This window comes from Luteimonas sp. TWI662 (assembly GCF_039673825.1).
Lineage (GTDB): Bacteria > Pseudomonadota > Gammaproteobacteria > Xanthomonadales > Xanthomonadaceae > Luteimonas.
The window spans coordinates 38717-61530 of sequence record NZ_JBDJMI010000024.1 but is presented as its reverse complement, the minus strand read 5'-3'; the positions used below and the strand labels follow the sequence as shown (position 1 = coordinate 61530).

The 22814-nt window shown below is 69.9% G+C and carries 17 protein-coding genes; 13 read left to right on the top strand and 4 right to left on the bottom strand.

Annotated elements, in window-relative coordinates:
* On the top strand, nucleotides 1–1392 hold a 1392-nt coding region (locus ABE488_RS14810), incomplete at its 5' end, for a gamma-glutamyltransferase family protein (protein WP_346449142.1).
* Nucleotides 1389–1793 (top strand): MAPEG family protein, encoded by a 405-nt coding sequence (locus tag ABE488_RS14805; RefSeq protein WP_346449140.1) that lies wholly within the window; start codon nucleotides 1389–1391, stop codon nucleotides 1791–1793. The genes ABE488_RS14810 and ABE488_RS14805, both read left to right, overlap by 4 nt.
* Before the next feature lie 53 nt (nucleotides 1794–1846).
* Here the strand turns inward: ABE488_RS14805 and ABE488_RS14800 are convergent, their stop codons facing one another.
* A complete protein-coding gene (locus ABE488_RS14800; RefSeq protein ID WP_346449139.1) occupies nucleotides 1847–2644 on the bottom strand; it encodes a helix-turn-helix transcriptional regulator in 798 nt (265 codons plus the stop codon).
* Between the two features lie 99 nt (nucleotides 2645–2743).
* On the opposite strand from ABE488_RS14800, the gene ABE488_RS14795 reads away from it, so the two are divergent.
* The 4 genes from ABE488_RS14795 to xylA all read left to right on the top strand — a co-directional run bounded on the left by ABE488_RS14795 (nucleotide 2744) and on the right by xylA (nucleotide 7821).
* A complete protein-coding gene (locus ABE488_RS14795) occupies nucleotides 2744–4234 on the top strand; it encodes an MFS transporter (protein WP_346449138.1) in 1491 nt (496 codons plus the stop codon).
* A gap of 144 nt (nucleotides 4235–4378) precedes the next feature.
* Complete coding sequence (locus ABE488_RS14790; RefSeq protein ID WP_346443806.1) at nucleotides 4379–4747, top strand: STAS/SEC14 domain-containing protein; 369 nt, start codon at nucleotides 4379–4381, stop codon at nucleotides 4745–4747.
* A gap of 183 nt (nucleotides 4748–4930) precedes the next feature.
* On the top strand, nucleotides 4931–6436 hold the full coding sequence (gene xylB, locus ABE488_RS14785; RefSeq protein ID WP_346449136.1) for a xylulokinase: 1506 nt from the start codon (nucleotides 4931–4933) through the stop codon (nucleotides 6434–6436).
* 50 nt (nucleotides 6437–6486) lie between these two features.
* On the top strand, nucleotides 6487–7821 hold the full coding sequence (gene xylA, locus ABE488_RS14780; RefSeq protein ID WP_346449134.1) for a xylose isomerase: 1335 nt from the start codon (nucleotides 6487–6489) through the stop codon (nucleotides 7819–7821).
* An 80-nt stretch (nucleotides 7822–7901) separates the two neighbouring features.
* Here xylA and ABE488_RS14775 read toward each other — a convergent pair whose 3' ends face one another.
* A complete protein-coding gene (locus ABE488_RS14775; RefSeq protein WP_346443800.1) occupies nucleotides 7902–8963 on the bottom strand; it encodes a LacI family DNA-binding transcriptional regulator in 1062 nt (353 codons plus the stop codon).
* Between the two features lie 98 nt (nucleotides 8964–9061).
* Between ABE488_RS14775 and ABE488_RS14770 the strand changes: the two genes are divergently transcribed.
* From ABE488_RS14770 to ABE488_RS14745, 6 genes are all read left to right on the top strand, one after another.
* Nucleotides 9062–11266: an alpha-glucuronidase family glycosyl hydrolase gene (locus ABE488_RS14770; RefSeq protein WP_346449132.1), complete on the top strand. Its 2205-nt coding sequence runs from the start codon at nucleotides 9062–9064 to the stop codon at nucleotides 11264–11266.
* A 359-nt stretch (nucleotides 11267–11625) separates the two neighbouring features.
* Nucleotides 11626–13623, top strand: a complete 1998-nt coding sequence (locus tag ABE488_RS14765) for a sialate O-acetylesterase (protein ID WP_346449131.1) — start codon at nucleotides 11626–11628, stop codon at nucleotides 13621–13623.
* 111 nt (nucleotides 13624–13734) lie between these two features.
* Complete coding sequence (gene manD / locus ABE488_RS14760) at nucleotides 13735–14988, top strand: D-mannonate dehydratase ManD (protein WP_346443799.1); 1254 nt, start codon at nucleotides 13735–13737, stop codon at nucleotides 14986–14988.
* A 50-nt stretch (nucleotides 14989–15038) separates the two neighbouring features.
* Entirely contained in the window at nucleotides 15039–16718 is a 1680-nt protein-coding gene (locus ABE488_RS14755; protein WP_346449146.1) for a glycoside hydrolase family 43 protein, read from the top strand.
* Nucleotides 16715–18178 (top strand): mannitol dehydrogenase family protein, encoded by a 1464-nt coding sequence (locus tag ABE488_RS14750; RefSeq protein WP_346449129.1) that lies wholly within the window; start codon nucleotides 16715–16717, stop codon nucleotides 18176–18178. Before ABE488_RS14755 ends, ABE488_RS14750 begins: the two co-directional genes overlap by 4 nt.
* Nucleotides 18179–18185: 7 nt before the next feature.
* Entirely contained in the window at nucleotides 18186–19802 is a 1617-nt protein-coding gene (locus tag ABE488_RS14745; RefSeq protein ID WP_346449127.1) for an amidase, read from the top strand.
* 60 nt (nucleotides 19803–19862) lie between these two features.
* On the opposite strand, the gene ABE488_RS14740 is transcribed toward ABE488_RS14745, so the two are convergent.
* Nucleotides 19863–20291 carry a VOC family protein gene (locus ABE488_RS14740; protein ID WP_346443833.1) on the bottom strand — a complete coding sequence of 143 codons (429 nt, stop codon included), beginning with the start codon at nucleotides 20289–20291 and terminating at the stop codon, nucleotides 19863–19865.
* Nucleotides 20292–20586: 295 nt separating this feature from the next.
* Between ABE488_RS14740 and ABE488_RS14735 the strand changes: the two genes are divergently transcribed.
* Nucleotides 20587–21273, top strand: coding sequence for a DUF1345 domain-containing protein (locus ABE488_RS14735; RefSeq protein WP_346443795.1), 687 nt, complete (start codon nucleotides 20587–20589; stop codon nucleotides 21271–21273).
* A gap of 30 nt (nucleotides 21274–21303) precedes the next feature.
* Here the strand turns inward: ABE488_RS14735 and ABE488_RS14730 are convergent, their stop codons facing one another.
* Entirely contained in the window at nucleotides 21304–22764 is a 1461-nt protein-coding gene (locus tag ABE488_RS14730; RefSeq protein ID WP_346449144.1) for an MFS transporter, read from the bottom strand.
* Between the last annotated feature and the right edge of the window lie 50 nt (nucleotides 22765–22814).

Below are 22814 nucleotides of genomic sequence, written 5' to 3'. Positions count from 1 at the left end.
GTGGCGCGCGCTTTCGTGCACTTTGCCGCCCGATTCGCCCGGCCGCCGCTGGCTCAGTCGCTGGCCCGGGCGTCCGGTTCCGCCGAGGACGGCTTCCCGGTCTATGCCCGGTTCGCGCGCGGCTACCAGTCGCGGCGCCAGGTCATGGAGCGGTACCCGGGCACGCGCGCGGTATTCCTGGCCGGCGGCCGAGCGCCGCAGGAGGGCGACCTGTTCCGCCAGCCGGAGCTGGCGCAGACGCTGCGGCTGCTCGCCGAGCGCGGTTTCGACGGCTTCTATCGCGGGCCGACCGGCGAGAAGCTAGTGGCCGGGGTCAATGCCGAGGGCGGGCAGTGGACCGCCGAGGATCTGGCTGGGTACCGGGTCGTCGAGCGGGCGCCGATCCGTTTCCGCTACCACGACTGGACGGTCACGACCGCACCGCCGCCATCGTCGGGCGGCATCGCGATGGCGCAGATGCTGCAGATCCTCGAGCCCTACGACCTGCCGGCGCTCGACGATGCCGCGCGTACGCATCTGGTCGTCGAGTCGATGCGCCGCGCGTTCCGCGACCGCACGTTCTACCTGGGCGATCCGGATTTTGTGAAGATCCCCGAGCGCACGCTGCGCAGCCGCGACTACGCCGCCGGGCTGCGTGCGACGATCAACCCGGCCAAGGCCACGCCCAGCGACCTGCTCTCGGGCGATCCGACGCCGCTGGAGGACGAGGAGACCACGCACTTCTCGATCGTCGATGCCGCCGGCAACCGCGCCGCGGTCACCCAGACAGTGAATCTGCTGTTCGGCAGCGGCCTGGTCGCGCCCGGCACCGGGGTGCTGCTCAACAACGAGATGGATGACTTCGCGCTGCAGCCCGGCGTGCCCAACGCGTTCGGGGTCATGGGCTTCGATGCCAATGCGCCGCGGCCGGGCAAGCGTCCGCTGAGCTCGATGACGCCGACCTTCCTCGAATCGCCCGACCGCGTCGCGGTGCTGGGCACGCCCGGCGGCAGCCGGATCATCACGATGGTGCTGCTGGGCGTACTCGGCTACGACGCCGGACTCGACGCCCAGGCCGTCGCGGCGCTGCCGCGCTATCACCACCAGTGGATGCCCGACACGATCTCGGCCGAGTCCGATGCATTCTCCGCCGACACCGCGGCGCGGCTGCGCGCGATGGGCCACACCGTCGACCTGCCCGGCGATCGCGCCGCCGGAGGACGGGGTTCGAGCCACGTCTGGGGTAACCTGCAGACCGTGCTGTGGAACCGCGCCAACGGCACGTTGACCGGCGGCAGCGACCCACGCAATCCGGTGGGCGCGGCGAAGGTCGAGCCGGCGGCGAACGGCGGCAGGGCGCGTACGGACCTCACACGAGCCAAGGAAGCGAACACGATGGAGCACGCACGATGACCCCGCGCATCTCGCTATTGATCGCATCGCTGCATGTCGTGCTGTACGTCGTGTTGTCGGTGCGGGTGGCGCTGCACCGCGGCAGTGCCAAGGTCGGCATCGGCACCGGCGGCGACCCGGTCCTGGCGCGCAAGATCCGCGTGCAGGCCAACTTCGGCGAATACGTGCCGTTGGCGCTGTTGATGCTGGCGCTGCTCGAACTCGCCGCGTTCGACACCCGGCTGCTGTGGACCCTGGGCCTGGCGCTGTTGCTGGCGCGCGTGCTGCACGCCGTCGGGCTCGGCGGCTCGGCCGGCTATTCGATTGGCCGCTTCGGTGGCGCGATGCTGACCTTCGCGCTGCTGCTGACGATGGCCGGGCTCGGCATCTGGCGCTTCATCGCGGTCGCGACGCTGGTCTGACGAGCACGGCCGCGGGGCCGCGCGGCCTTGACGACGACGGATGGCGGCCGCGATCAGCCGGCCGCTGGGTCGCGTCGCGCATGGACCACCAGGCGCAGGTGACGTTCCTCGTCGATCGTCAGCATCGTGTGCTCGAAGACGGCCGGCGCGCCGTCCACGCACAGCCGACGCTCCCCGTTGCAGGGTGCGCCGGCATCGTGGTGCGCCCACCAGGCCGCGAACGCCGGCGATGCCCGGCGCAGTGACTCGACCAGGGCCTGGGCGTCGGCATCCTGCGCGCCGCGGGCATGGTCGCGGCGAAAGCTCGAGAGCATGGCGCGCGCCTGGATGTCCCAGTCGACGATGCGCGTGCGCATGCGCTCATCGGTGAACAGCAACCAGAGCAGGTTGCGGCGTTCGGGCGGATGCGTACCGAAGCCGAACAGCGCATCGGCCGGCGCATTGAACGCCAGCACGTCCCAGCGCAGGTTGAGCACATGCGCCGCGTGCGGGGCGAGATCGTCCATCAAGCGCCGGACCAGCGGCGGAACCTGGCAGAACGTGCGCCCGGGTTCGGCCGGCGGCCGCGCGTGCGCGAGCAGGTAGAGGTGGCGACGCTCGGCGGCATCGAGCCGCAGCACCCGTGCCAGGTTGTCGAGGAACGTCGACGAAACACCGATGTCGCGTCCTTGTTCGAGCCACGTGTACCAGCTCAGGCCCACACCCGCGAGCGCGGCGACCTCTTCGCGGCGTAGGCCCGGTGTGCGCCGACGGCCGCCGTTCTGCAGGCCGACATCGGTCGGCGACAGGCGCGCGCGGCAGGTCCGCAGGAAGCTCGACAGTTCGGGGCGGGCGCGTTGCAGGCGATTCATCGATCGGGCATCGGTTGCTTCAAGTAACACCATAAACCGACAAATTGTAACCGGATTCGGGCGGCGCCAGACTCCGGTTCCCTTGTTCGGACCCTCGTCATGCCCGATTGCCGCGCCGCTGCGTCACCGCCCGTTCCCAATGCCGCCGATGTGGCCGTCACAGCCCGCCCGCCCTGGCTGGGCTTGGCCGTGCTGCTGCTCGCAGGCTTTGTGACGATCTTCGATCTGTTCGTGGTCAATGTCGCGATCCCGTCGATGCAGGCCACGCTGGACGCGAGCCTGGCGCAGGTGGGATTGGTGGTCGCCGGGTACGAGCTCGCGTTTGGCGTGTTGCTGATCGCAGGCGGCCGGCTCGGCGACCGCCATGGCCGTCGCCGACTGTTCGTGGTCGGCATGGCGGGATTCGCGCTGGCCTCGGCGTTGTGCGGACTTGCGCCCGATGCCGGCGTCCTGATTGCCGCGCGGGTGCTGCAGGGGCTGGCGGCGGCGTTGCTGTTCCCGCAGGTCTACGTCTCGATCCGCGTGCATTTCCAGGGGGCCGCCGCCCGCCGTGCGTTCGGTCTGCTCGGTATGACCCTGGGTCTGGCCGCGATCGCCGGCCAGGTGTTGGGCGGCTGGCTGGTGCATGCCGACATCGCCGGGCTGGGCTGGCGCACGATCTTCCTGATCAATGTCCCGATCGGCGTGCTGGCGATCGCGATGGCGCGCCTGGTGCCCGAATCGCGCGCGCCCGAGCGCCCGACCCTCGATTGGGGCGGCGTGGCCCTGGTCGGTGCCGGGCTGGGGTTGTTGCTGGTGCCGTTGCTCGAAGGGCCCGCGCACGGTTGGCCGGCCTGGATGCGGATCGCGCTGGTGGCCGGTGCTGTCCTGCTGGCCGTGTTCGCGCGACAGCAGGTCCGGCGCCGTCTGCGCGGTCAGGACCCGTTGGTGGACATGCGTTTGCTGTGCGATCGGCAGTTCGCCATCGGCGGTGTCCTGGTGCTGCTGGTCTACTCGACCTCGAGTTCGTTCTTCCTGTGCTTTGCGTTGCTCGTGCAGTCGGGCTTCGGACTCGACCCGCTGGCGGCCGGGCTGTTGTTCGCGCCGTGCAGCGTCGGCTTCGTGTTGGCGTCGCTGTCGGCGCCGCGGCTGGTGGCCCGCTTCGGCCCGGGGGCGCTCGCGGTCGCGGCGGTGGTCTATGCCGTCTCGCTCGCCTGGCTCGTCGGCCAGGTGTACAGCGCCGGCGGGGCGCTGTCGCCTGCGCACCTAGTGCCGACGCTGGTCGTCGTCGGCGCTGCGCAGGGGCTGATCATGACGCCGCTGCTCAATCTCGTACTCGGCACCGTCGATGCGGCGCGCGCGGGCATGGCCTCGGGCGTGGTCTCGACGTTGCAGCAGGTCGGCGCGGCCTTCGGCGTGGCGATCGTCGGCATGGTGTTCGGCGCGGCGCTGTCGGGCGCTGTCGGCGACGACCTGCGTGCGCGTTACGCCGATGCCTTCGTCGCCGGCATGGCCTGCAACGTCGCGGCGGCGTGTGTCGCGGCGCTGCTGCTGCGCCTTCTGGCGCGCAGCAGCGGGCAGGGCGGCGGGACGCTGCCATCGAGGGCTTGATGGGCGATGTCGCGGCGCTGCCGTCGCGACGGTCGGTCGCGCGGCAGGTCGTGCGTGCGTCGCCGAGTCGACGCATGCGTCATTCGCTCGCTATTGACGCGCGGCGGTCTAGCTTCGCATTCGACCGATAGAGGCGAGGCCGGCATGTTCACTGTGATCCGTGTGGCGCCGGATCGGATCGACGTCGAGATCGACGGCCGGTTCGACCGGGAGACGATGGCGGGACTGATCGATGCGTTCGTCGAGGGCGCGGACGGCATCGAGGGCGGCGCGCTGCTCTATCGCGTGCGCAACGTCGACCTGCCGTCTTTCGGTGCGGTCGCAGTCGAGTTTTCGCGGTTGCCGGCGTTGCTGCGCGCGGTGCGGCGTTTCGACCGCATCGCGGTGATCGCCGAATCGCTGTGGATCCGCCGCCTGTCGGAACTGGAAGGGCTGCTGTTGCCGGGCGTCGAGGTCCGCGGCTTCACGCCGGAATGTGCCGGCGACGGCCAGGCGTGGTTGCGGGCGCGCTGAGTGGACGCCACGCAACGCACGTCGATGGCGCACCGCAGCAAGCATGTTCGGCGACAAATGGCTACAGTGCCTGCACCGCCGATTGACGCCGAGCGCGCCCATGCCGCTGCCTGCTCCAAGCCGTGCCGTTTTTTTTAGCCCGAAGAATGGTAGCGCTAACTTTTTCTTGTCGAGGGTGCGCGCATGAGCCTCGTCGCCGGTCTCGATCTGGGCACGCAGAGTGTCAAGCTCGTGGTCTACGACCCGGCATCGCGGCAGGTGCTGGCGCTGCAGGGCCGGGCGCTGGAACTGATCGCGGGCGATGACGGCAGCCGGGAGCAGCATCCATCGGACTGGCTCGATGCGATCCGTGCCTGCTTTGCCGCAGTCGACCCGACGCTGCGTGCGCGTATCGCCGCGCTCGGCGTTTCGGGCCAGCAGCACGGCTTCGTGCCGCTCGATGCCGAAGGGCAGGTGCTGGCACCGGCCAAGCTGTGGTGCGATACCAGCACCAGCGCACAATGCGCACCGATCATGGACGCCGTCGGCGGCGTGGCGGCCTGCATCGCGCAGGCCGGCAATCCGATCCTGGCCGGCTATACCGCCTCCAAGCTGCCGTGGACGAAAGCCCATCGACCGGAGGCCTACGCGAAGCTGGCGGCGATCGCGCTGCCGCACGACTACGTCAACGTCTGGCTCACCGGCGCGCGCTGGATGGAGCACGGCGATGCGTCGGGCACCGGCTGGCTGGATGTCCGCACGCGGGACTGGTCGCCGGCGCTGTTGGCCGCCACCGACCCCGAGCGCGACCTGTCGGCCTGCCTGCCGCCACTGGTCGAGGCCGATGCGCTGTTCCCGGTCCGGTCCGAGATCGCCGCCGAACTCGGGCTGTCGCCGCAACTGCGGGTGTCGGCCGGTGGCGGCGACAACATGATGGCGGCGATCGGCACCGGCTGCGTGGTACCGGGCCGGCTGGCCATGAGCCTGGGCACCTCGGGGACGTTGTTCGCCTACAGCGATACGCCGGTGGTATCGGACTCGGGCGCCTGGGCCGCATTCTGCGACTCGACCGGCGGCTGGCTGCCGCTGATCTGCACGATGAACTGCACGGTGGCGACCGAGCAGGTCGCACGCATGTTCGGCTTTTCGACCCGCGAGGGCGATGCGCATATCGACGCGACCGCACCGGGCGCCGGCGGGCTGAGCTTGCTGCCGTTCCTCAACGGCGAGCGCACGCCCGACCTGCCGCTGGGGCGCGGCGTGCTGACCGGCCTGTCCGCGCACAACATGGACGCCGCGCATCTGTACCGCGCGGCGATGGAAGGCGCGACCTACAGCCTGAAGTACGGCTTCGACGCGTTCGTGTCGGCCGGCATGGCGTTCGATCGCATCGTGCTGACCGGCGGCGGCGCCAACAGCGCGGCCTGGCGGCAACTGGTCGCCGATGTGTTCGCGCTGCCGGTGGATGTGCCGGTGCAGGGCGAGGGCGCGGCGTTCGGTGCGGCGCTGCAGGCGCTGTGGGCGCTTGGCCGCGCGCAGGGCGATGCCACATCGATGGAAGCGCTGGCGGCCGCGCATGTCGCGACCGATCCCGCGCGCGCATGCACGCCCGAGCCGAGCCGCGCGCCGGCCTACCGCGCCGCCTACCGGCGCTTCACCGACCACCTCGACGCGGTGCGGCCGCTGTACGCCGCGCCGCCGGCCGCGTAGGCGCACAGCGCCTGCCGATCCGTCCACTCCACGCCAACACGGGACCGCATATGACCACGACCCCCTTCATCGGCAGCCGGGAGTACTTTCCCGGCATCGGCCAGATCCCCTTCGAGGGCAAGGCCTCCGACAATCCGCTGGCCTTCAAGGTCTACGACGCCGGCAAGACAATCGGCGGCAAGACGATGGCCGAGCACCTGCGCTTTGCGGTGTGCTACTGGCACACGTTCTGCAATGCCGGCGCCGATCCCTTCGGTCCGGGCACGCGGCGCTTCCCGTGGGACGGCGGTGCGCCCCTGGCGGCGGCCGAGGCCAAGCTCGATGCCGCGTTCGAGTTCTTCACCAAGCTCGGCGTGCCGTACTGGTGCTTCCACGACGTCGACCTGGCGCCCGACGCCGACGACATCGGCGCGTACGAGAAGAATCTCAAGCACATGGTCGCGCTGGCCAAGGAACGCCAGGCCGCGACCGGCATGAAGTTGCTGTGGGGCACGGCGAATCTGTTCTCGCATCCGCGCTACATGAACGGCGCTTCGACCAACCCGGACTTCGCGGTGGTCGCGCGGGCGGCGGTGCAGGTCAAGGCGGCGCTGGAGGCGACCGTGGAACTGGGCGGCGAGCACTACGTGTTCTGGGGCGGCCGCGAAGGCTACGCCAGCCTGCACAACACCGATATGCAGCGCGAGCTGGCGCACTTCGCGCGGTTTCTGACGATGGCGCGCGACTACGGACGCAGCATCGGACTCAAGGGCAACTTCCTGATCGAGCCCAAGCCGATGGAGCCGATGAAGCACCAGTACGACTTCGACAGCGCGACCTGCGCGGGCTTTTTGAAGGCGCACGGACTGGACAAGGATTTCAAGCTCAACATCGAGGCCAACCACGCAACGCTGTCCGGGCACACCTTCGAGCACGACCTGCAGGTCGCCTCCGACCACGGGCTGCTTGGCAGCATCGACGCGAATCGCGGCAATGCGCAGAACGGTTGGGATACCGACCAGTTCCCGACCGACCTGTACGACACGGTCGGCGCGATGCTGGTGGTGCTGCGCCAGGGCGGCCTGGAAGGCGGCCTGAACTTCGATGCCAAGCCGCGCCGCGAATCGACCGACATGGAAGACCTGTTCATCGCGCACATCGGCGGCATGGATGCGTTTGCGCGCGGCCTTGAAGTGGCGCATGCGCTGCTGCACGAGTCGCCGTGGGAGCAATGGCGCCGCGACCGCTATGCCAGCTTCGATGGCGGCGATGGCCAGGCGTTCGAGCAGGGCCGGCTGTCGCTGAGCGACCTGCATGCGATCGCCGCCAAGGCGGGTGAGCCGAAGCAGCGCAGTGGTCGCCAGGAGGCGTACGAGAACCTGCTCAACCAGTACCTGCTGCGCTGAGCCCGATGCACCGTCTGCCCGCCATCGCGAGCGTTGTCACCGGCGCGCCCCTCGGGCGCGCCGCAAGCGGGCAGGGTGCGCTACTTCTTCTTCGGCGGGGCGGCGACCGAATCGCGTGCGACCAGCCGGTGCGGCACCACGCGATCGGTGAGCACGCGGGTGCTGGCATCGTTGCGACGGATTCCGCGCAGCAACATGTCGATCGCCGCGTCGGCCATCGAGGCAATGGGCTGGTGGATGGTCGTGAGCTCGGGCCACACGGTGGTCGCGGCCGAGGTGTCGTCGAAGCCGACGACCGACAGATCGCGCGGTACGTCGAGCCCGCGGCGATGGGCGACCGAGATCGCCGCGGCGGCCATGTCGTCGTTGCTGGCGAAGATCGCACTCGGCGGCTTGCGATGGGCCAGCAGCTTCTCGGCCGCCTTCAGCCCCGAGCGGTAGGTGTAGTCGCCCTGCTGCACCAGCGTCGGGTCGAACGCGATCCCGGCGTCCTCGAGCGCGGCCTGGAAGCCCTGGAAGCGCCGGGTGCTCGCGCTCAGATCGGCGCGGCCCTTGATGAAGCCGATCCGGGTGTGGCCGCGTTCGATCATGTGCTCGGCCAGTTCCTTGCCCGCACGGAAGTCGTCGATGCGCACGCAGGAAATATCGTCGCTGAAGCGCCCGGAGGCGATCGCGACGACCGGAATGCCTGCGCGTACGAATTCGGTCACCGCCGCGCGCGATTCGCACAGCGGCGGCGGCAGGATCACGGCATCGACGCGCTTGCCCAGGGCGCGCGCGGCCTTGCGCTCGGCCTCGGCATCGAGGTCGTCCCAGTAATCGACCACCAGTTGGATCGGGGTGCGCGAGGCGACGCGCAGCAAGCCGACCAGCAGTTCGCGCAGGTACGCGCCGCTGGGGTTGGTGTAGATCAGCGCGATGCGGGTGTGCTGCGCGGCGGCAAGCGAGCTGGCCGCCAGATTGGGGGTGTAGTTGAGCTCGCGCACCGCGCGCATCACCCGCTCTCGGGTGGTGTCGCGCACCTTGCCCTGGCCGTTGATGACCCGCGAGATCGTCATCGGCGACACACCGGCCAGTGCGGCGACCTCATCGATGGTGACGCCGCGGGTCTTGCGGCGGACCGATTTCTTCGGCTTGTCCAAAAGCGTTCCTTCGTCCGGACGGCGGTGTGCAGGCCCCGTCCGCAAGGCTAAGGGAACTGGAGTGAAGCCGTCCAAGGGGAGGTGATGGGATGTTGGGGATGTTACCGCTAACTATCTGGTTCCGCGACTGGATCCGGCCGGCGTGGCCGGCGGCGGTGCTGGCGCTGGCCGCGCTGGTCGGCCCGGTGCCGGCGCAGGCCGAGGACGGGTATGCGCTGTGGCTGCGCTACGCCGAGGCAGGGGCCGGGCGCGGACCCGAGGCGCCGCGGGTCTCGCAGCTGACGACCCCCGATGCGACGCCGACCCAGCGCGCGACCCGTGATGAACTGCTGCGCGGCCTACGGGGGCTGCAGGGGCGGGCGCCTACCCTGGCCGGCCGCATCGACCGCACCGGCGCGTTGCTGGTGGGAACGCCGCAGTCGCTGCCGGCGATCGCCCGGCTGGCGCTGGACCTGGGCGACCTCGGCCAGGCGGGCTACCTGATCCGTTCGACGCGCGTGGACGGGCATCCGGCGACCGTCGTCGCCGCCAACACCGACGTCGGCGCGCTCTATGGCGCATTCGCGTTCCTGGGGCTGCTGCAGACCGGCCAGCCGATCGCCAACCTCGACCTGCGCGAGGCGCCGCGGATCGAGCGCCGGGTGCTCAACCACTGGGACGACCTCGACCGCCACGTCGAGCGCGGCTACGCCGGCCAGTCGATCTGGGACTGGCACCGGCTGCCCGGTTGGCGCGACCCGCGCTACACCGACTACGCCCGCGCCAACGCCTCGATCGGCATCAATGGCACCGTGCTCAACAACGTCAACGCCAACGCCGACGTGCTGACGCCGATGTACCTGGAGAAGGTCGCCGCGCTGGCGGACATCTTCCGGCCCTGGGGCATTCGCGTGTACCTGTCCGCGCGCTTCAGCGCGCCGATCGAGATCGGGGGGCTGCAGACCGCCGATCCGCTGGACCCGGCGGTCCAGCGCTGGTGGCAGGCCAAGGCCGAGGAGATCTATGCGGCGATCCCGGACTTCGGCGGCTTTCTGGTCAAGGCCAACTCCGAGGGCCAGCCCGGCCCGCAGGACTACGGCCGCTCGCATGCCGACGGCGCCAACCTGCTGGCCGATGCGCTGGCGCCGTACGGCGGCATCGTGATGTGGCGGGCGTTCGTTTACTCCCACGACGAACCCGACGACCGCCACAAACAGGCCTACACCGAGTTCGTGCCGCACGACGGCGCGTTCCGCGACAACGTGATCGTGCAGGTCAAGAACGGCGCGATCGATTTCCAGCCGCGCGAACCGTTCCATCCGCTGTTCGGCGCGATGCCGAAGACCCCGCTGATGATGGAGTTCCAGATCACCAAGGAGTACCTCGGCTTCTCGACGCACCTGGCCTACCTCGGGCCGCTGTACGAGGAGGTGCTGCGCGCCGATACGCAGGTGCGGGGGGAGGGCGCGACCGTCGCGCGGGTGATCGACGGCTCGCTGGACCGTGATGTGCCTGGCAGAAGCGCGCTGACCGGCATCGCCGGTGTGGCCAACATCGGCACCGACCGTAACTGGAGCGGCTCGCACTTCGACCAGGCCAACTGGTACGCCTACGGGCGGCTGGCCTGGAGCCCGGAGCGTTCGTCGCGCGACATCGCCGAGGAATGGACCCGCATGACGTTCGGCAACGACCCGGCGGTGGTCGCGCCGATCGTCGGCATGATGATGGGCTCGCGCGAGGCCGTGGTCGACTACACCGGTGCGCTCGGCCTGCACCACCTGATGGGCCGCGGCCACCATTACGGCCCCGGCCCGTGGGTCGAGGGCGGCCCGCGCGCGGACTGGACCTCGGTCTACTACCACCGCGCCACCCGCTCGGGCATCGGCTTCGACCGCAGCCGCCGCGGCAGCGATGCAGTCTCGCAGTACGCCCCGCCGGTGGCGGACGTGTTCGACGATCCCGACCGCGTGCCCGAGTCGCTGTTGCTGTGGTTCCACCATGTCCCCTGGGACCGCCCGATGGCATCGGGGCGTCCGTTGTGGGACGAACTGGTGCACCACTACGACCGTGGCGTCGCGACGGTACGCAGCATGCGTGAGACCTGGGCAGGCCTGGACGGGCGCATCGATGCCGAGCGGCATGCGCAGGTCGCCGCGTTCCTCGCGATCCAGGCGCAGGAAGCGCAATGGTGGCGCGACGCCAGCATCGCGTACTTCCAGTCGATCTCCGGCCGTCCGCTTCCCGACGGCATCGCCCCGCCGACGCACCCGCTGGCGGACTACCAGTCGCTCGAATTTCCGCACGCACCGGGAGACACCCGATGAACGGCCGCCCCCACCCAACCCTCCCCCGCATGCGGGGGAGGGCAGTCGAGCATGTCGCGCAGCACCGGGAGAAGGCCGTCGAGCATGCCGCGCAGCACCGGGGGAGGGCCGTCGAGCATGCCGCGCAGCACTGGGAGAGGGCAGTCGAGCATGTCGCGCAGCACCACGGGAGGGCCGTCGCGCCTTCCGCACAGGACTGGGGGCGTGCGGTCGCGCAGTCCGCACCGGGCTGCGCAGGGGCCGTCGCGCCTTCCGCACAGAACGGCGTGCGTGCGCTCGCGCAGTCCGCACAGGATCGCGGGCGTGCACTGAAGCTGCATCCAGGCGCGTCGACGCCAGCCTTCGCGCACCTCCCCCGTATGCGGGGGAGGTCGGCGCCTCCGGCGCCGGGTGGGGGCAGAGGCCTTGCCCGCCCCCATGTCCTGCTCGCGCTGCTGCTCGCGCTCGCACCGCTCGCCCACGCCGACACGGGTGAGGCTGCATTGCTGCATCCGCTGATCCAGGACCGCGCGGTTCTCCAGCGCGATCGCCCCTTGCGCCTGCAGGGCGAGGCGCCGGCCGGCACCGTGGTCCACCTGGCGCTTGCCGACCGCCGCGCGCAGGCACGCGCCGACGCGAGCGGTCGTTGGCAGGCCGAACTGCCAGCCCTGCCTGCCGGCGGCCCGCACACCCTGACCGTGCGTGCCGGCGAGACCACCCGGACCGTCCGCGACCTGCTGGTCGGCGATGTGTGGCTGTGTTCGGGCCAGTCGAACATGGAACTGCAGGTCTGGCGCTCGCTCGATGCCCGCGCCGAGATCGCCAGTGCCGACGTGCCCGAAATCCGCCTGTTGACCGTACCGCAGGTGAGCAGCCCGGTGCCGTTGGCGCGCTTCCCCGAGCCCACCGCCTGGCAACGGGTCACGCCGGAGAGCGTGCGCGACTTTTCGGCCGCCTGTTACTACTTCGCCCGCGAACTGCGCAAGACCGTGGACGTGCCGATGGGTCTGATCGAAGCCGCATGGGGCGGTTCGCGCGTCCAGGCCTGGACCAGCGGCGAGGCCTTGCGCGCGGGCGGCCATCCGGGCGAAGACCTCGACGTGCTCGCGCTCTACCACGACGACCCGATGCAGGCTGCCGCGCGCTGGGGCGAGCGCTGGGCCGCGTGGTGGTTGCAGGCGCCGGGCGTGTCCGCCGACGACCGGCCCTGGACCGAGACCGTGTCCGGCGACTGGCGCGCAGCCCCGCACGCGCTCGGCGCGTGGGAGCGATGGGGCGTGCTCGAACTGGCGACGTTCGACGGCATGGTCTGGTACCGGACGTCGGTGCGTCTGACCGCCGCGCAGGCGGCGCAGGACGCCACGCTGCTGCTCGGCCCCGCCGACGAGATGGACCTGACCTGGGTCAACGGCACCGCGGTGGGCAGCAGCTACGGCGCCGGTACCCCGCGCGAGTACCCGCTGCCGCATGGCCTGCTGCGCGCGGGCGAGAACACGATCGTCGTCAACGTGCTCGACACCTACCGCGAGGGCGGACTGGCCGGGCCGGCGTCCGCGCACCGGCTGCGGCTGGCCGACGGCGCGGTCGTGCCGCTCGACCCCGGCTGGCGCTACCGCATCGTGCCGCCGGAGACCGGCGCACCGCCGCGTGCGCCCTGGCAATCCGCGGCGGGCCTGTCGACGCTGTACAACGGGATGATCGCGCCGTTGGCCGGCGCCGCGCTGCGGGGCGTGGTCTGGTACCAGGGCGAAGCGAACACAGGCGAGGCCGGCGCCTACGCCGGCCTGCTGCGCAACCTGCGCGACGACTGGCGCATGCGCTTCGGCGATCCAATCTTGCCGTTCTTGGTGGTGCAGTTGCCCAACTACGGCGCGCCGACCCAGGCGCCAGGCGAGAGCGGTTGGGCGACGCTGCGCGAAGCGCAACGCCGGGTCGCCGCCGAGCCGCATGCGGCGCTCGCGGTGACCATCGACCTGGGCGAGGCCGACGACATCCACCCGGCCAACAAGCAGGCGATCGGCCGCCGGCTCGCGCGCGCTGCACGCCACGCGGTCTACGGCGAGACGCTGGCGCCGAGCGGCCCGGTGCCGCGCAGCGCCCGGCGCGAGGCCGGCACGGTCGTGGTGACGTTCGACGCGGTCGATGGTGGCCTGGTCGCCTACGGCGCGCCGGGGCCGGTCGGCTTCGAACTGTGCGGTGCGGGCGCCGGCAGCTGCCGCTGGGCGCAGGCCACGCTCGATGGCGACCGCGTGCACCTGCAGGCGCCGGGCGTTCCTGCGCCGGTCCGCGTGCGCTATGCCTGGGCCGACAACCCGCTGGTCAATCTGTTCGACCGCGCTGGCCAGCCGCCGGGGCCGTTCGAGATCGAGATCCGTTGACATCCAGAGCCTTCCCCCGCGTGCGGGGGAAGGTGCCGAAGGCGGATGGGGGCCACCCAGGCGCGGGAGATGCCCTCATCCGCCACCACCATCGCATCCAGAGTCGTCCACATGTCCGTCCACACCGAACCCAGCCACCACAGCAGCCGCCACGATCGCGAGATCGTCGAGGCGCGCGTCATCGTCACCTGTCCCGGCCGCAATTTCGTCACGCTCAAGATCGTCACCCGCTCAGGCATCTACGGCCTGGGCGATGCCACGCTCAACGGCCGCGAGCTTGCGGTCGCCGCCTACCTGCAGGACCACGTCGTGCCGAACCTGATCGGCCGCGACGCGGGCCGCATCGAGGACCTGTGGCAGTTCCTGTACCGCGGTGCGTATTGGCGCCGCGGGCCGGTAACGATGACCGCGATCGCCGCGGTCGACGTCGCGCTGTGGGACATCCTGGGCAAGATGGCCGGCATGCCGCTGTACCAGTTGCTTGGCGGCCGCTCGCGCGAAGGCGCGCTGGTCTACGCGCACGCCAACGGCCGCGACATCGCCGAGGCCAGCGACGAGGTCGGCATGTATCTCGAGCGCGGGTTCCTGGCCGTGCGCGCCCAGTGCGGCGTGCCGGGCGTCAAGAAGGCGTACGGCATCTCCACGGCCGGCAAACCCTACGAGCCGGCCGAAAGCGAGCTGCCGGCCGAGACCGTCTGGAACACACCGCGCTACCTGGAAACGGCACCGAGGCTGTTCGAACAACTGCGCGCCGACCACGGCAATACGGTCGAGCTGCTGCACGACGTGCATCACCGGCTCTCGCCCATCGAAGCGGCGCGCCTGGCCCGCGATGTCGAGCCCTATCGGCTGTTCTGGCTCGAGGACGCGACCCCGGCCGAGCACCAGGCCGCGTTCGAACTGATCCGCCAGCATTCGGTCACCCCGCTCGCGGTGGGCGAGGTGTTCAACTCGATCTGGGACTGCAAGCACCTGATCGAGCGGCAGCTGATCGACTACATCCGCACCACGATCGTCCACGGCGGCGGCATCACCCACATCCGCCGGCTCGCCGATTTCGCCGGCCTGCACCAGGTGCGCACCGGCTTCCACGGCGCGACCGACCTGTCGCCGGTCACGATGGGCGCAGCGCTGCATTTCGATACCTGGGTGCCGAACTTCGGCATCCAGGAATACATGTTCCATGGCGAGGAGATCCTGGCAGTGTTCCCACACGATTACGCATTCCGCGCCGGCCGGCTGCACGTGGGCGACACGCCCGGGCACGGCGTCGACATCGACGAGGCGCTGGCCGCGAAGTACCCATACACGCCCAAGCAACTGCCGGTCGCGCGCCTGGAAGACGGCGGGATGTGGGACTGGTGATGGGCGCGCCGACAACGGGGCCGTCCCCACGCGTCTCCCCGCACAGCTGGCTGCGCGCACTTGCGGCCGGCCTGCTGGTCGCGATCGTTGCAGCGCCGGTTGTCGCCGCGAACCGGCCCGATCCCGAGCCCGTGCTGTTCGACTGGTTCGAGTACAGCGGAAGCGACCGGGCGTTCGAGGCGCCGCTGCCGGCGGGTCACTTCCGCAACCCGATTCTCGCCGGCTTCCATTCCGACCCGAGCATCGTCGCGGCCAACGGGAAGTTCTACCTGGTCGCGTCGACCTTCACCTACTTCCCGGGCATCCCGATCTTCGAAAGCGAGGACCTGGTGCACTGGACCCAGATCGGCAATGCGATCCATCGTCCCGACCAGCTCGACTTCGACGGCCTGGGCCTGTCGCGTGGCGTGTTCGCGCCGACGATCGAGTATCACGACGGCACGTTCTATGTGGTCAATACCGCGGTCGATGCCGGCGGCAACTTCATCGTCACCGCCACCGACCCGGCCGGGCCCTGGTCGGACCCGGTCTGGCTGCCCGGCATCGGCGGCATCGATCCGTCGTTGTTCTTCGACGACGACGGCCGCGCCTACCTCCTCAACAACGACGCGCCTGACGGGCCGGTGCGCTACGACGGCCACCGCGCGATCTGGCTGCAGGCGATCGACATCGCGACGCTGACGCCGGTCGGCCCGCGCAAGGTGCTGATCGACGGCGGCGTGAAACCCGAAGACAACCCGATCTGGATCGAAGGCCCGCACCTGTACAAGGTCGACGGCTGGTACTACCTCAACAACGCCGAAGGCGGCACCGGCCCACAGCATTCGCAGGTCATCCTGCGCAGCCGCGACGTCTGGGGACCCTACACGCCGTACGAAGACAACCCGATCCTGACCCAGCGCGACTTGCCGCCTGAGCGGGCGTTGCCGGTGACCAACGCCGGCCACGCCGATCTGGTCCAGGGACCGGACGGCAGTTGGTGGGCGGTGTTCCTGGCCAGTCGCAACTACGACGTGCGCCACTACAACACTGGGCGTGAGACGTTCCTGCTGCCGGTGACCTGGACCGACGGCTGGCCGACGATCCTGCCGCCGGACACGCCGATTCCCTATGGACTGCCCGCGCCATTGTGGATGTCACGCCAGGCCGATCAGGCGCCGATGAGCGGCAACTTCACCTGGCGCGACGAATTCGACGGGCCCGCGCTCGACCCGGCATGGATGTTCGTACGCGTGCCCAAGCGCGACTGGGCCGACCTCGCCTCCCGCCCCGGGAAGCTTGCGATCCACCCCGGACGCGAGGGCCTGGACACGTTGCACAATCCTTCGTTCCTCGCACGCCGCCAGCAGCATCTCGGCTTCGAGGCCAGCACCGCACTGGCGATGCCGGCCGCGGGCGTCGTGGGCGGGCTTGCCGCATTCCAGAGCGGCAATCACTGGTACCTGCTCGGTGTGCGACGCGATGCCGACGATGGCGCCGTGGTGTTCGTCGAACGGGCGACCGGTGTCGATCAGCCGGGGCAGATCATCGCGCAGCACACCATCGCGCGGGCCGCGGATCTGCGGCTGAAGGTGGCCGGCGACGCGGGACGCATCGGGTTCGCGTGGGCCGCCGACGACGGCGACTGGCAATGGCTGCTGCGCGATGCGGACGCCACCTTGCTGAGCACCGACCATGCCGGCGGTTTCGTCGGCGTCACCCTGGGCCCGTACGCGCGCGACGAACGATGACGCACGCCCTTCGTCTGTCCGAGACCCTGCTCGCAACGCTGCCGCCCGCGGTCGCGCGTCCGGCCTTCGATCGCGCCACGACCCGGATCGGCGTCGTGCATCTGGGTGCAGGCGCCTTCCATCGTGCGCACCAAGCGGTGTACTTCGACGATGCGCTGGCGCTCGATCCCGACTGGGCGGTGTGCGCGGTGTCATTGCGCAATCCGGACGTGCGCGACGCGCTGCGCCCGCAGGACGGCCTGTACACGCTCGCGATTCTGGGACAGACGCCACGGCTGCGCGTCATCGGCGCATTGCGCGAAGTGCTGTGCGCCCGCGACGAAGCCGCGGCCGTACTCGCCCGGCTCGCCGATCCGGCCGTCCGCCTGGTCACGCTGACCGTTACCGAGAAGGGCTACTGCCTGGCCGGCGACGGCCTCGACATCGCCCATCCCGATATCGTCCACGATCTTGCCGCGCCTGATGCGCCGGTCAGTGCGATTGGCTATCTCGTCGCCGGCCTGGCGCGTCGTCGTGCCGCCGGCCTGGCGCCCTACACCGTGCTCAGTTGCGACAACCTTGCCGACAACGGCGTGCGCCTGCGCCGCGCTGTGCTCGCGTTCGCCGAACGCATCGACCCGGCGCTCGCAAGATGGATCGACGCCGAGGCCGCGTTCCCGCGCTCGATGGTCGACAGCATCACCCCCGCCACCGATGACACGTTACGCGTCCGCGTCGCCGACACCTTGGGCCTGGACGATGCCTGGCCCGTGCAGCGCGAGCCGTACGCGCAATGGGTCGTGGAGGATCGCTTCTGCAACGGCCGCCCGCCGCTGGAGCGCGTCGGCGTGACCCTCAGCGACGATATCGCCGGCTTCGACCGCGCCAAGCTGCGCTTGCTCAACGGCCCGCACAGCGCGCTCGCCTACCTCGGCCTGCTGCTGGACGTCGAGACCGTCGCCGACGCGATGCGCCATCCGGGCTTGGCCGCTTTCGTCGCAAGACTGATGCGCGAGGACATCGCGCCCACGCTGACCGTCCCGGCCGCAATGGATCTGGACGCCTACATCGACGCCATACTCGAGCGCTTCGGCAATCCGGCCATCGCCCATCGTCTGGCGCAGATCGCCTGGGACGGCAGCCAGAAACTGCCCGTGCGCCTGCTCGGCACGATCCGCGATGCGCTGGCCGCCGGCCGACCCATCGATCGCCTGTGTCTGCCGATCGCCGCCTGGATGCACTTCGTGTGCCGGCAGGCCCGAGCCGGCGTCGCGCTGATCGACCCGATGGCCGACACCCTGGCACAGATCGGGTGCGCGGCGACCGGGCAGGTTGGAGACGTCGCGCGTTTCCTCGCGTTGCGCGAGGTGTTCGCAGATGTGGCGGAGGACCCGGCCATCGTCGATGCGATCGAACGGGGCTATGTGGCGATCTGTGAGCGGCCAGAGACGGAAATCGCAGGGTGGTCATTTTTGCGCTGATTGGCTGGTGGTGCACGACGCCGGAAAGCGCAACCTCATCCGCTGGCTCGAAGTGGCGTTTCCTGCCGGAAACGTCCAGACTTCCGCGGCAGATCGGCGAAAGGCGAGACATGCAGTCAGTCAGCGCAACTCAGGCCCGGACGTGAGTCCATCATCGAACGCCTCATCTGATGCGTTGGCATTTCTGTCCGCGACTGCGCTGGCGCAGCTGATTGGACAAAAGCGAATCAGCTCGCTCGAGCTCACTGCGCATTACATCGAGCGCATCGAACGATTCGACAGCACTTTGAATGCTGTCGTGGTGCGGGACTTCGAGCGCGCGCTGGAGGCAGCGAAGCTAGCCGATGCATCGCTCGCACGCGGACACCGGCTGGGACCGCTGCACGGCCTTCCGATGACGGTCAAGGAAACCTTCGACGTGTCTGGGTTGCCGACGACGTGGGGTGTGCCGGAGCAACGGGACCACCTCGCACAGAGCGACGCAATGGTCGTCGAGCGCCTGAGGGCAGCCGGTGCTCATGTCATGGGAAAGACGAACGTCCCGCTGCGGCTTGGGGATTGGCAGAGCTACAACGACATCTACGGTACGACCTGCAATCCTTGGGATGCGGCGCGGTCGCCGGGCGGCTCTTCTGGCGGCGCGGCCGCCGCGCTCGCGGCCGGCCTGACTTGCCTGGAGTTTGCCTCGGATATCGGCGGGTCAATCCGGAGTCCGTCTCACTTCTGCGGTGTGTATGGGCACAAGCCGACCTATGGCATCGTGCCGATGCAGGGTCACAGTCCTTCCGGGGTGATCTCCGCACCGGATCTGAACGTCGTCGGACCCATGGCGCGGAGCGCGGACGACCTGGCTCTCGCCTTGGATGTCGCGGCAGGTCCCGATCGACTCAGGTCGCCGGGCTGGCGGTTGGCCCTTCCGCCGCCCAAGACGCGCACCCTGCGCGGCTTACGCGTCGCGATCTGGGCGAACGAAGATGCCGTTCCCACGTCCTCCGAAATTTCCGATCGCGTGCTGGAGGTCGGCGCCGCGCTTGCCCGCGCGGGCGCGGTGGTCTCAGATCGGGCGCGTCCCGCAATCTCGCCCAGGGACGCGTACAACACTTACCTCAGCCTGTTGGGGTCGACGGGGCTCGTCAATCTGCCCGATGCTCATTATGTCGCGACCCAGCGGGCGGCGGCGGCGCTCGACGCGAGCGACGACTCGGCGCTGGCGGTCCTGACGCGCGCGCGCGCTCTGGATCACCGCACTTGGTCCGATCACGATGAAGCGCGGAACCGAGACCGCCTACGGTGGCGTGCTTTCTTTGACGACTGGGATGTGGTGATCTGCCCGATCTCAGCAACGACGGCCTTCGCGCACGACCACCGGCCCAAGCTCGAGCGGACCTTGGACGTTGATGGTGTGACGACATCGCACTACGCGCATTTTTTCTGGGTCGGCCTCGCGACCGCCGCCTACCTGCCGAGCACTGCGTTTCCGAGCGGCTTGTCGCGTGATGGGCTGCCGATCGGTCTGCAGATCATCGGCCCTGAGTACGGCGATCGAACCACGATCGAAGTCGCCCGGCTGATCGCACGAGAGATCGGGGGCTTCCGGGCGCCGGCCGGTTTCGGAACGTTGTAGCAGGGCGGCCGGGCTGTTCGTTCGTGGATGCAGGAAACGACAGTCCAGCGGCAGTTTGGCTCAGAACGTGACCTTGACCGAGTCCGCGCTGTAGGTGGCCGGGCCGTGATAGACCACTTCGATGTTGTTGCCATCGGGGTCGAGCACGAAAGCGCCGTAATAGCCCGGGTGGTAGGGGCGTTCGCCGGGCGGGCCGTTGTCGCTGCCGCCGGCCGCGAGGGCGGCGGCGTGGAAGGCATCGACGGTCGCGGCATCGCGCGCCTGGAACGCCAGATGGTGGCGACCGGTCAGTTGTCCGGCGGCCGCCGCGCTGTCTGCGGTGGACACGAACAGTTCGTCGGCCCAGAAGTAGTCGGGGCCTTCGCCGGCGATCGGAATGCCGATGCTGTCGAACACCGCTTGGTAAAAGCGGCGGCTGGCGGCCAGATCGCGCACCACCAGTTGCAGATGATCGATCAATCGGCCGCGGTGGAGTTCCATCGTTTCCATCGACACCTCGCGAAGGAAGGCGCGGTCCGAGTGGGCGCCTTCGGTCCGATGATGCCAGGTGGCGACCGGAGCGTGGAACGCCTTGGCCTCAGCCGGGGGGGGCCGGCTCTGCCTGCCAGTGCGATCGCCGCCATGTTGCGCGTGGCCCCCGGGTTTGCCCGGCCGACGCGTGTCCCTGCGAGGCCGTGCGCTTCTCGTCGAGAGCGCGCATGCTCGCTGTGGTGATCGATCGCATGCCTTCGTTGGGCGGGAGGCGGTGCGGGCGACCACGCGACCCATCGGCAAGAGGCCAGGCATGAGCAAACAATCGCGTCCGCCGCCGCGCCACGATCCCCGCAAGGGCTGGCGTCCGTTCCGGACCTTCAGCGCGCGGCCGAGGCTGAGCCTGGCGACGGCCGTGTTCGTGGCGGGGTGCGCCGGCTGCCTGGTGGCGGGCGCTCGGTGGCCGGTCGCGTTGCTGCTCGGCTTCGACGTCGGCGCACTGGTGTTCCTGGGCGCCGCGTGGCGACTGTTCGACACCGCCGGGCCCGACCGGATGCGCGAGGTCGCCATGCGCCAGGACGCGGGCCGCTGGGGCATCCTGTGGAGCGCGATCGGGTTGGTCGCGATCCTGATGGTGGCGCTGGGCACCGAACTCGCCGCCGGTCGCTCCGGCGGCCTTGCCGCGATCGGCATCGCTGGCAGCAGCATCGTGCTGTCGTGGCTGTTCATGAATGTCATGTTTGCGCTGCATTACGCGCACGGCTTCTATGGCGACTACGGCGAGGAGCACATGGGCCTCGATTTCCCCGGCAAGGCCGCGCCCGATTACTGGGACTTCGCCTACTTCGCGCTGGTGCTCGGCATGACCTTCCAGGTTTCCGACGTGCAGATCACCAGTCGCTACCTGCGCCGCATCGCGTTGCTGCACAGCGTGATCGCGTTCTTCTTCAACATGTTCGTGATCGCGGTCACGGTGAACATCCTCGGCGGCCAGGCCTGAGCCGGCGCCGGCAGGGCTCTGCTCCCGGCGTCACCCGTCGCGCCTGCGCCCCAGCAGCAGGTAGACCGCCACTGCCAGCGCCGCGATCACGGCACTGGCGGTGGTCAGGAGCGCGGCGTGGGCGATGGTGAAGGCGCTCCGGGCCGCAGTCTCGACGGCGACGGCATCCGCGGACGCCGCCAGCGAGTGCGCGAGTACGAAAGCGTCGCCGATCGAGCCCACCGCGTGCTGGTCCGCGGTCTCGGCGAGTGCAACGGGCAGTTCGAAGTGGCGGACGAATACGTGAGACAGGAGCAGTCCGCATGCGGTGATGCCCAGACCCGTGCCCAGTTCGTACGCGGTCGCTTCGAGCGCGCCCGCGGCCCCGCCTTGCTCCGCCTCCACCGCGTTCATGATCGCGATCGAAGACGCGGTCAGGCCGATGCTCAGCGACAGGCCGAGCGCGGCCAGCAGCATCGGCACCAGGAGACCTGCGCGGTCGAGGTCGACGTTCGCAATGCCCAGCAGGGCGAGGGCGGAGACGGCCAGTGCACAGGCGGCGACGCGGCGCAGGCCGAGTGCATTGGACAGCCAGCCGGCGACCGGCCCGCCGACGGCAGCGGCGGCCATGATCGGAACCATGAACAGACCCGCCTGCAGCGGACGCTTCGCGAGGACGTATTGGAGTTCCTGCGCGATCGTGAGCTCCACGCCGGCCAGTGCGCCGCTCGCGACCATGGCCATGAGAATGCCCGCGAGGATCGTCGGATGGGCGAACAGGGCCAGATCGAGCATGGGCGAGGACGCCCGCATCTGGATGCGTGCAAACAGCCACAGCAGCGCGCAGCCCAGGCCGATCGCCGCCGCGGCGATCCACCAGGACTGGCCGCCTGCCGCACCGGTCTTGAGGCCGTAGACGACGGCGATCACGCCCGCGACCAGGACGAGAGCCTGTCCGATCGGCCAGGGCGCTGCGCCCCGCGTGGGTCGCGCCGGTGGCAGTAGCCGCCAGACCACAGGCACCACGACGAGCATCACCGGCACGTTGATCAGGAACACCGAGCCCCACCAGAAGTGCTCCAGTAGGGCACCGCCGACGAGCGGGCCGAGGGCGGCGCCGGCAGCGCCCGCCGTGCCCCATGCGCCCAGGGCCATCGCACGTTCGCGCGCGTCCTCGAACGTGCGCCGGATCACGCCCAGGACGCAGGGCAGGATCATCGCGCCGCCGATCGCGAGCAGTACGCGCGCAGCGATCAGCATCGACGCACGGGTCGAGCAGGCCGCAGCCAGCGATGCGAACCCGAACACGGTCAGGCCGGCGAGGAGCAGGCGACGGTCACCGACGCGGTCGGCGAGCGTGCCCATGGGCACCAGGAGACCCGCCATGACCAGTGGGTAGATGTCGATGATCCACAGCACCTGGTTGCCGGACGCCTGCAGGGCCAGGGTCAGCGATGGCACCGCGATGTGCAGGATCGTCATGTCGATGACGACCGGCAGGAAGGCCAGCATCACCGCTGCGAGGATCCACCATCGGGCTGGAGAGGGCGGTGTCGACATTG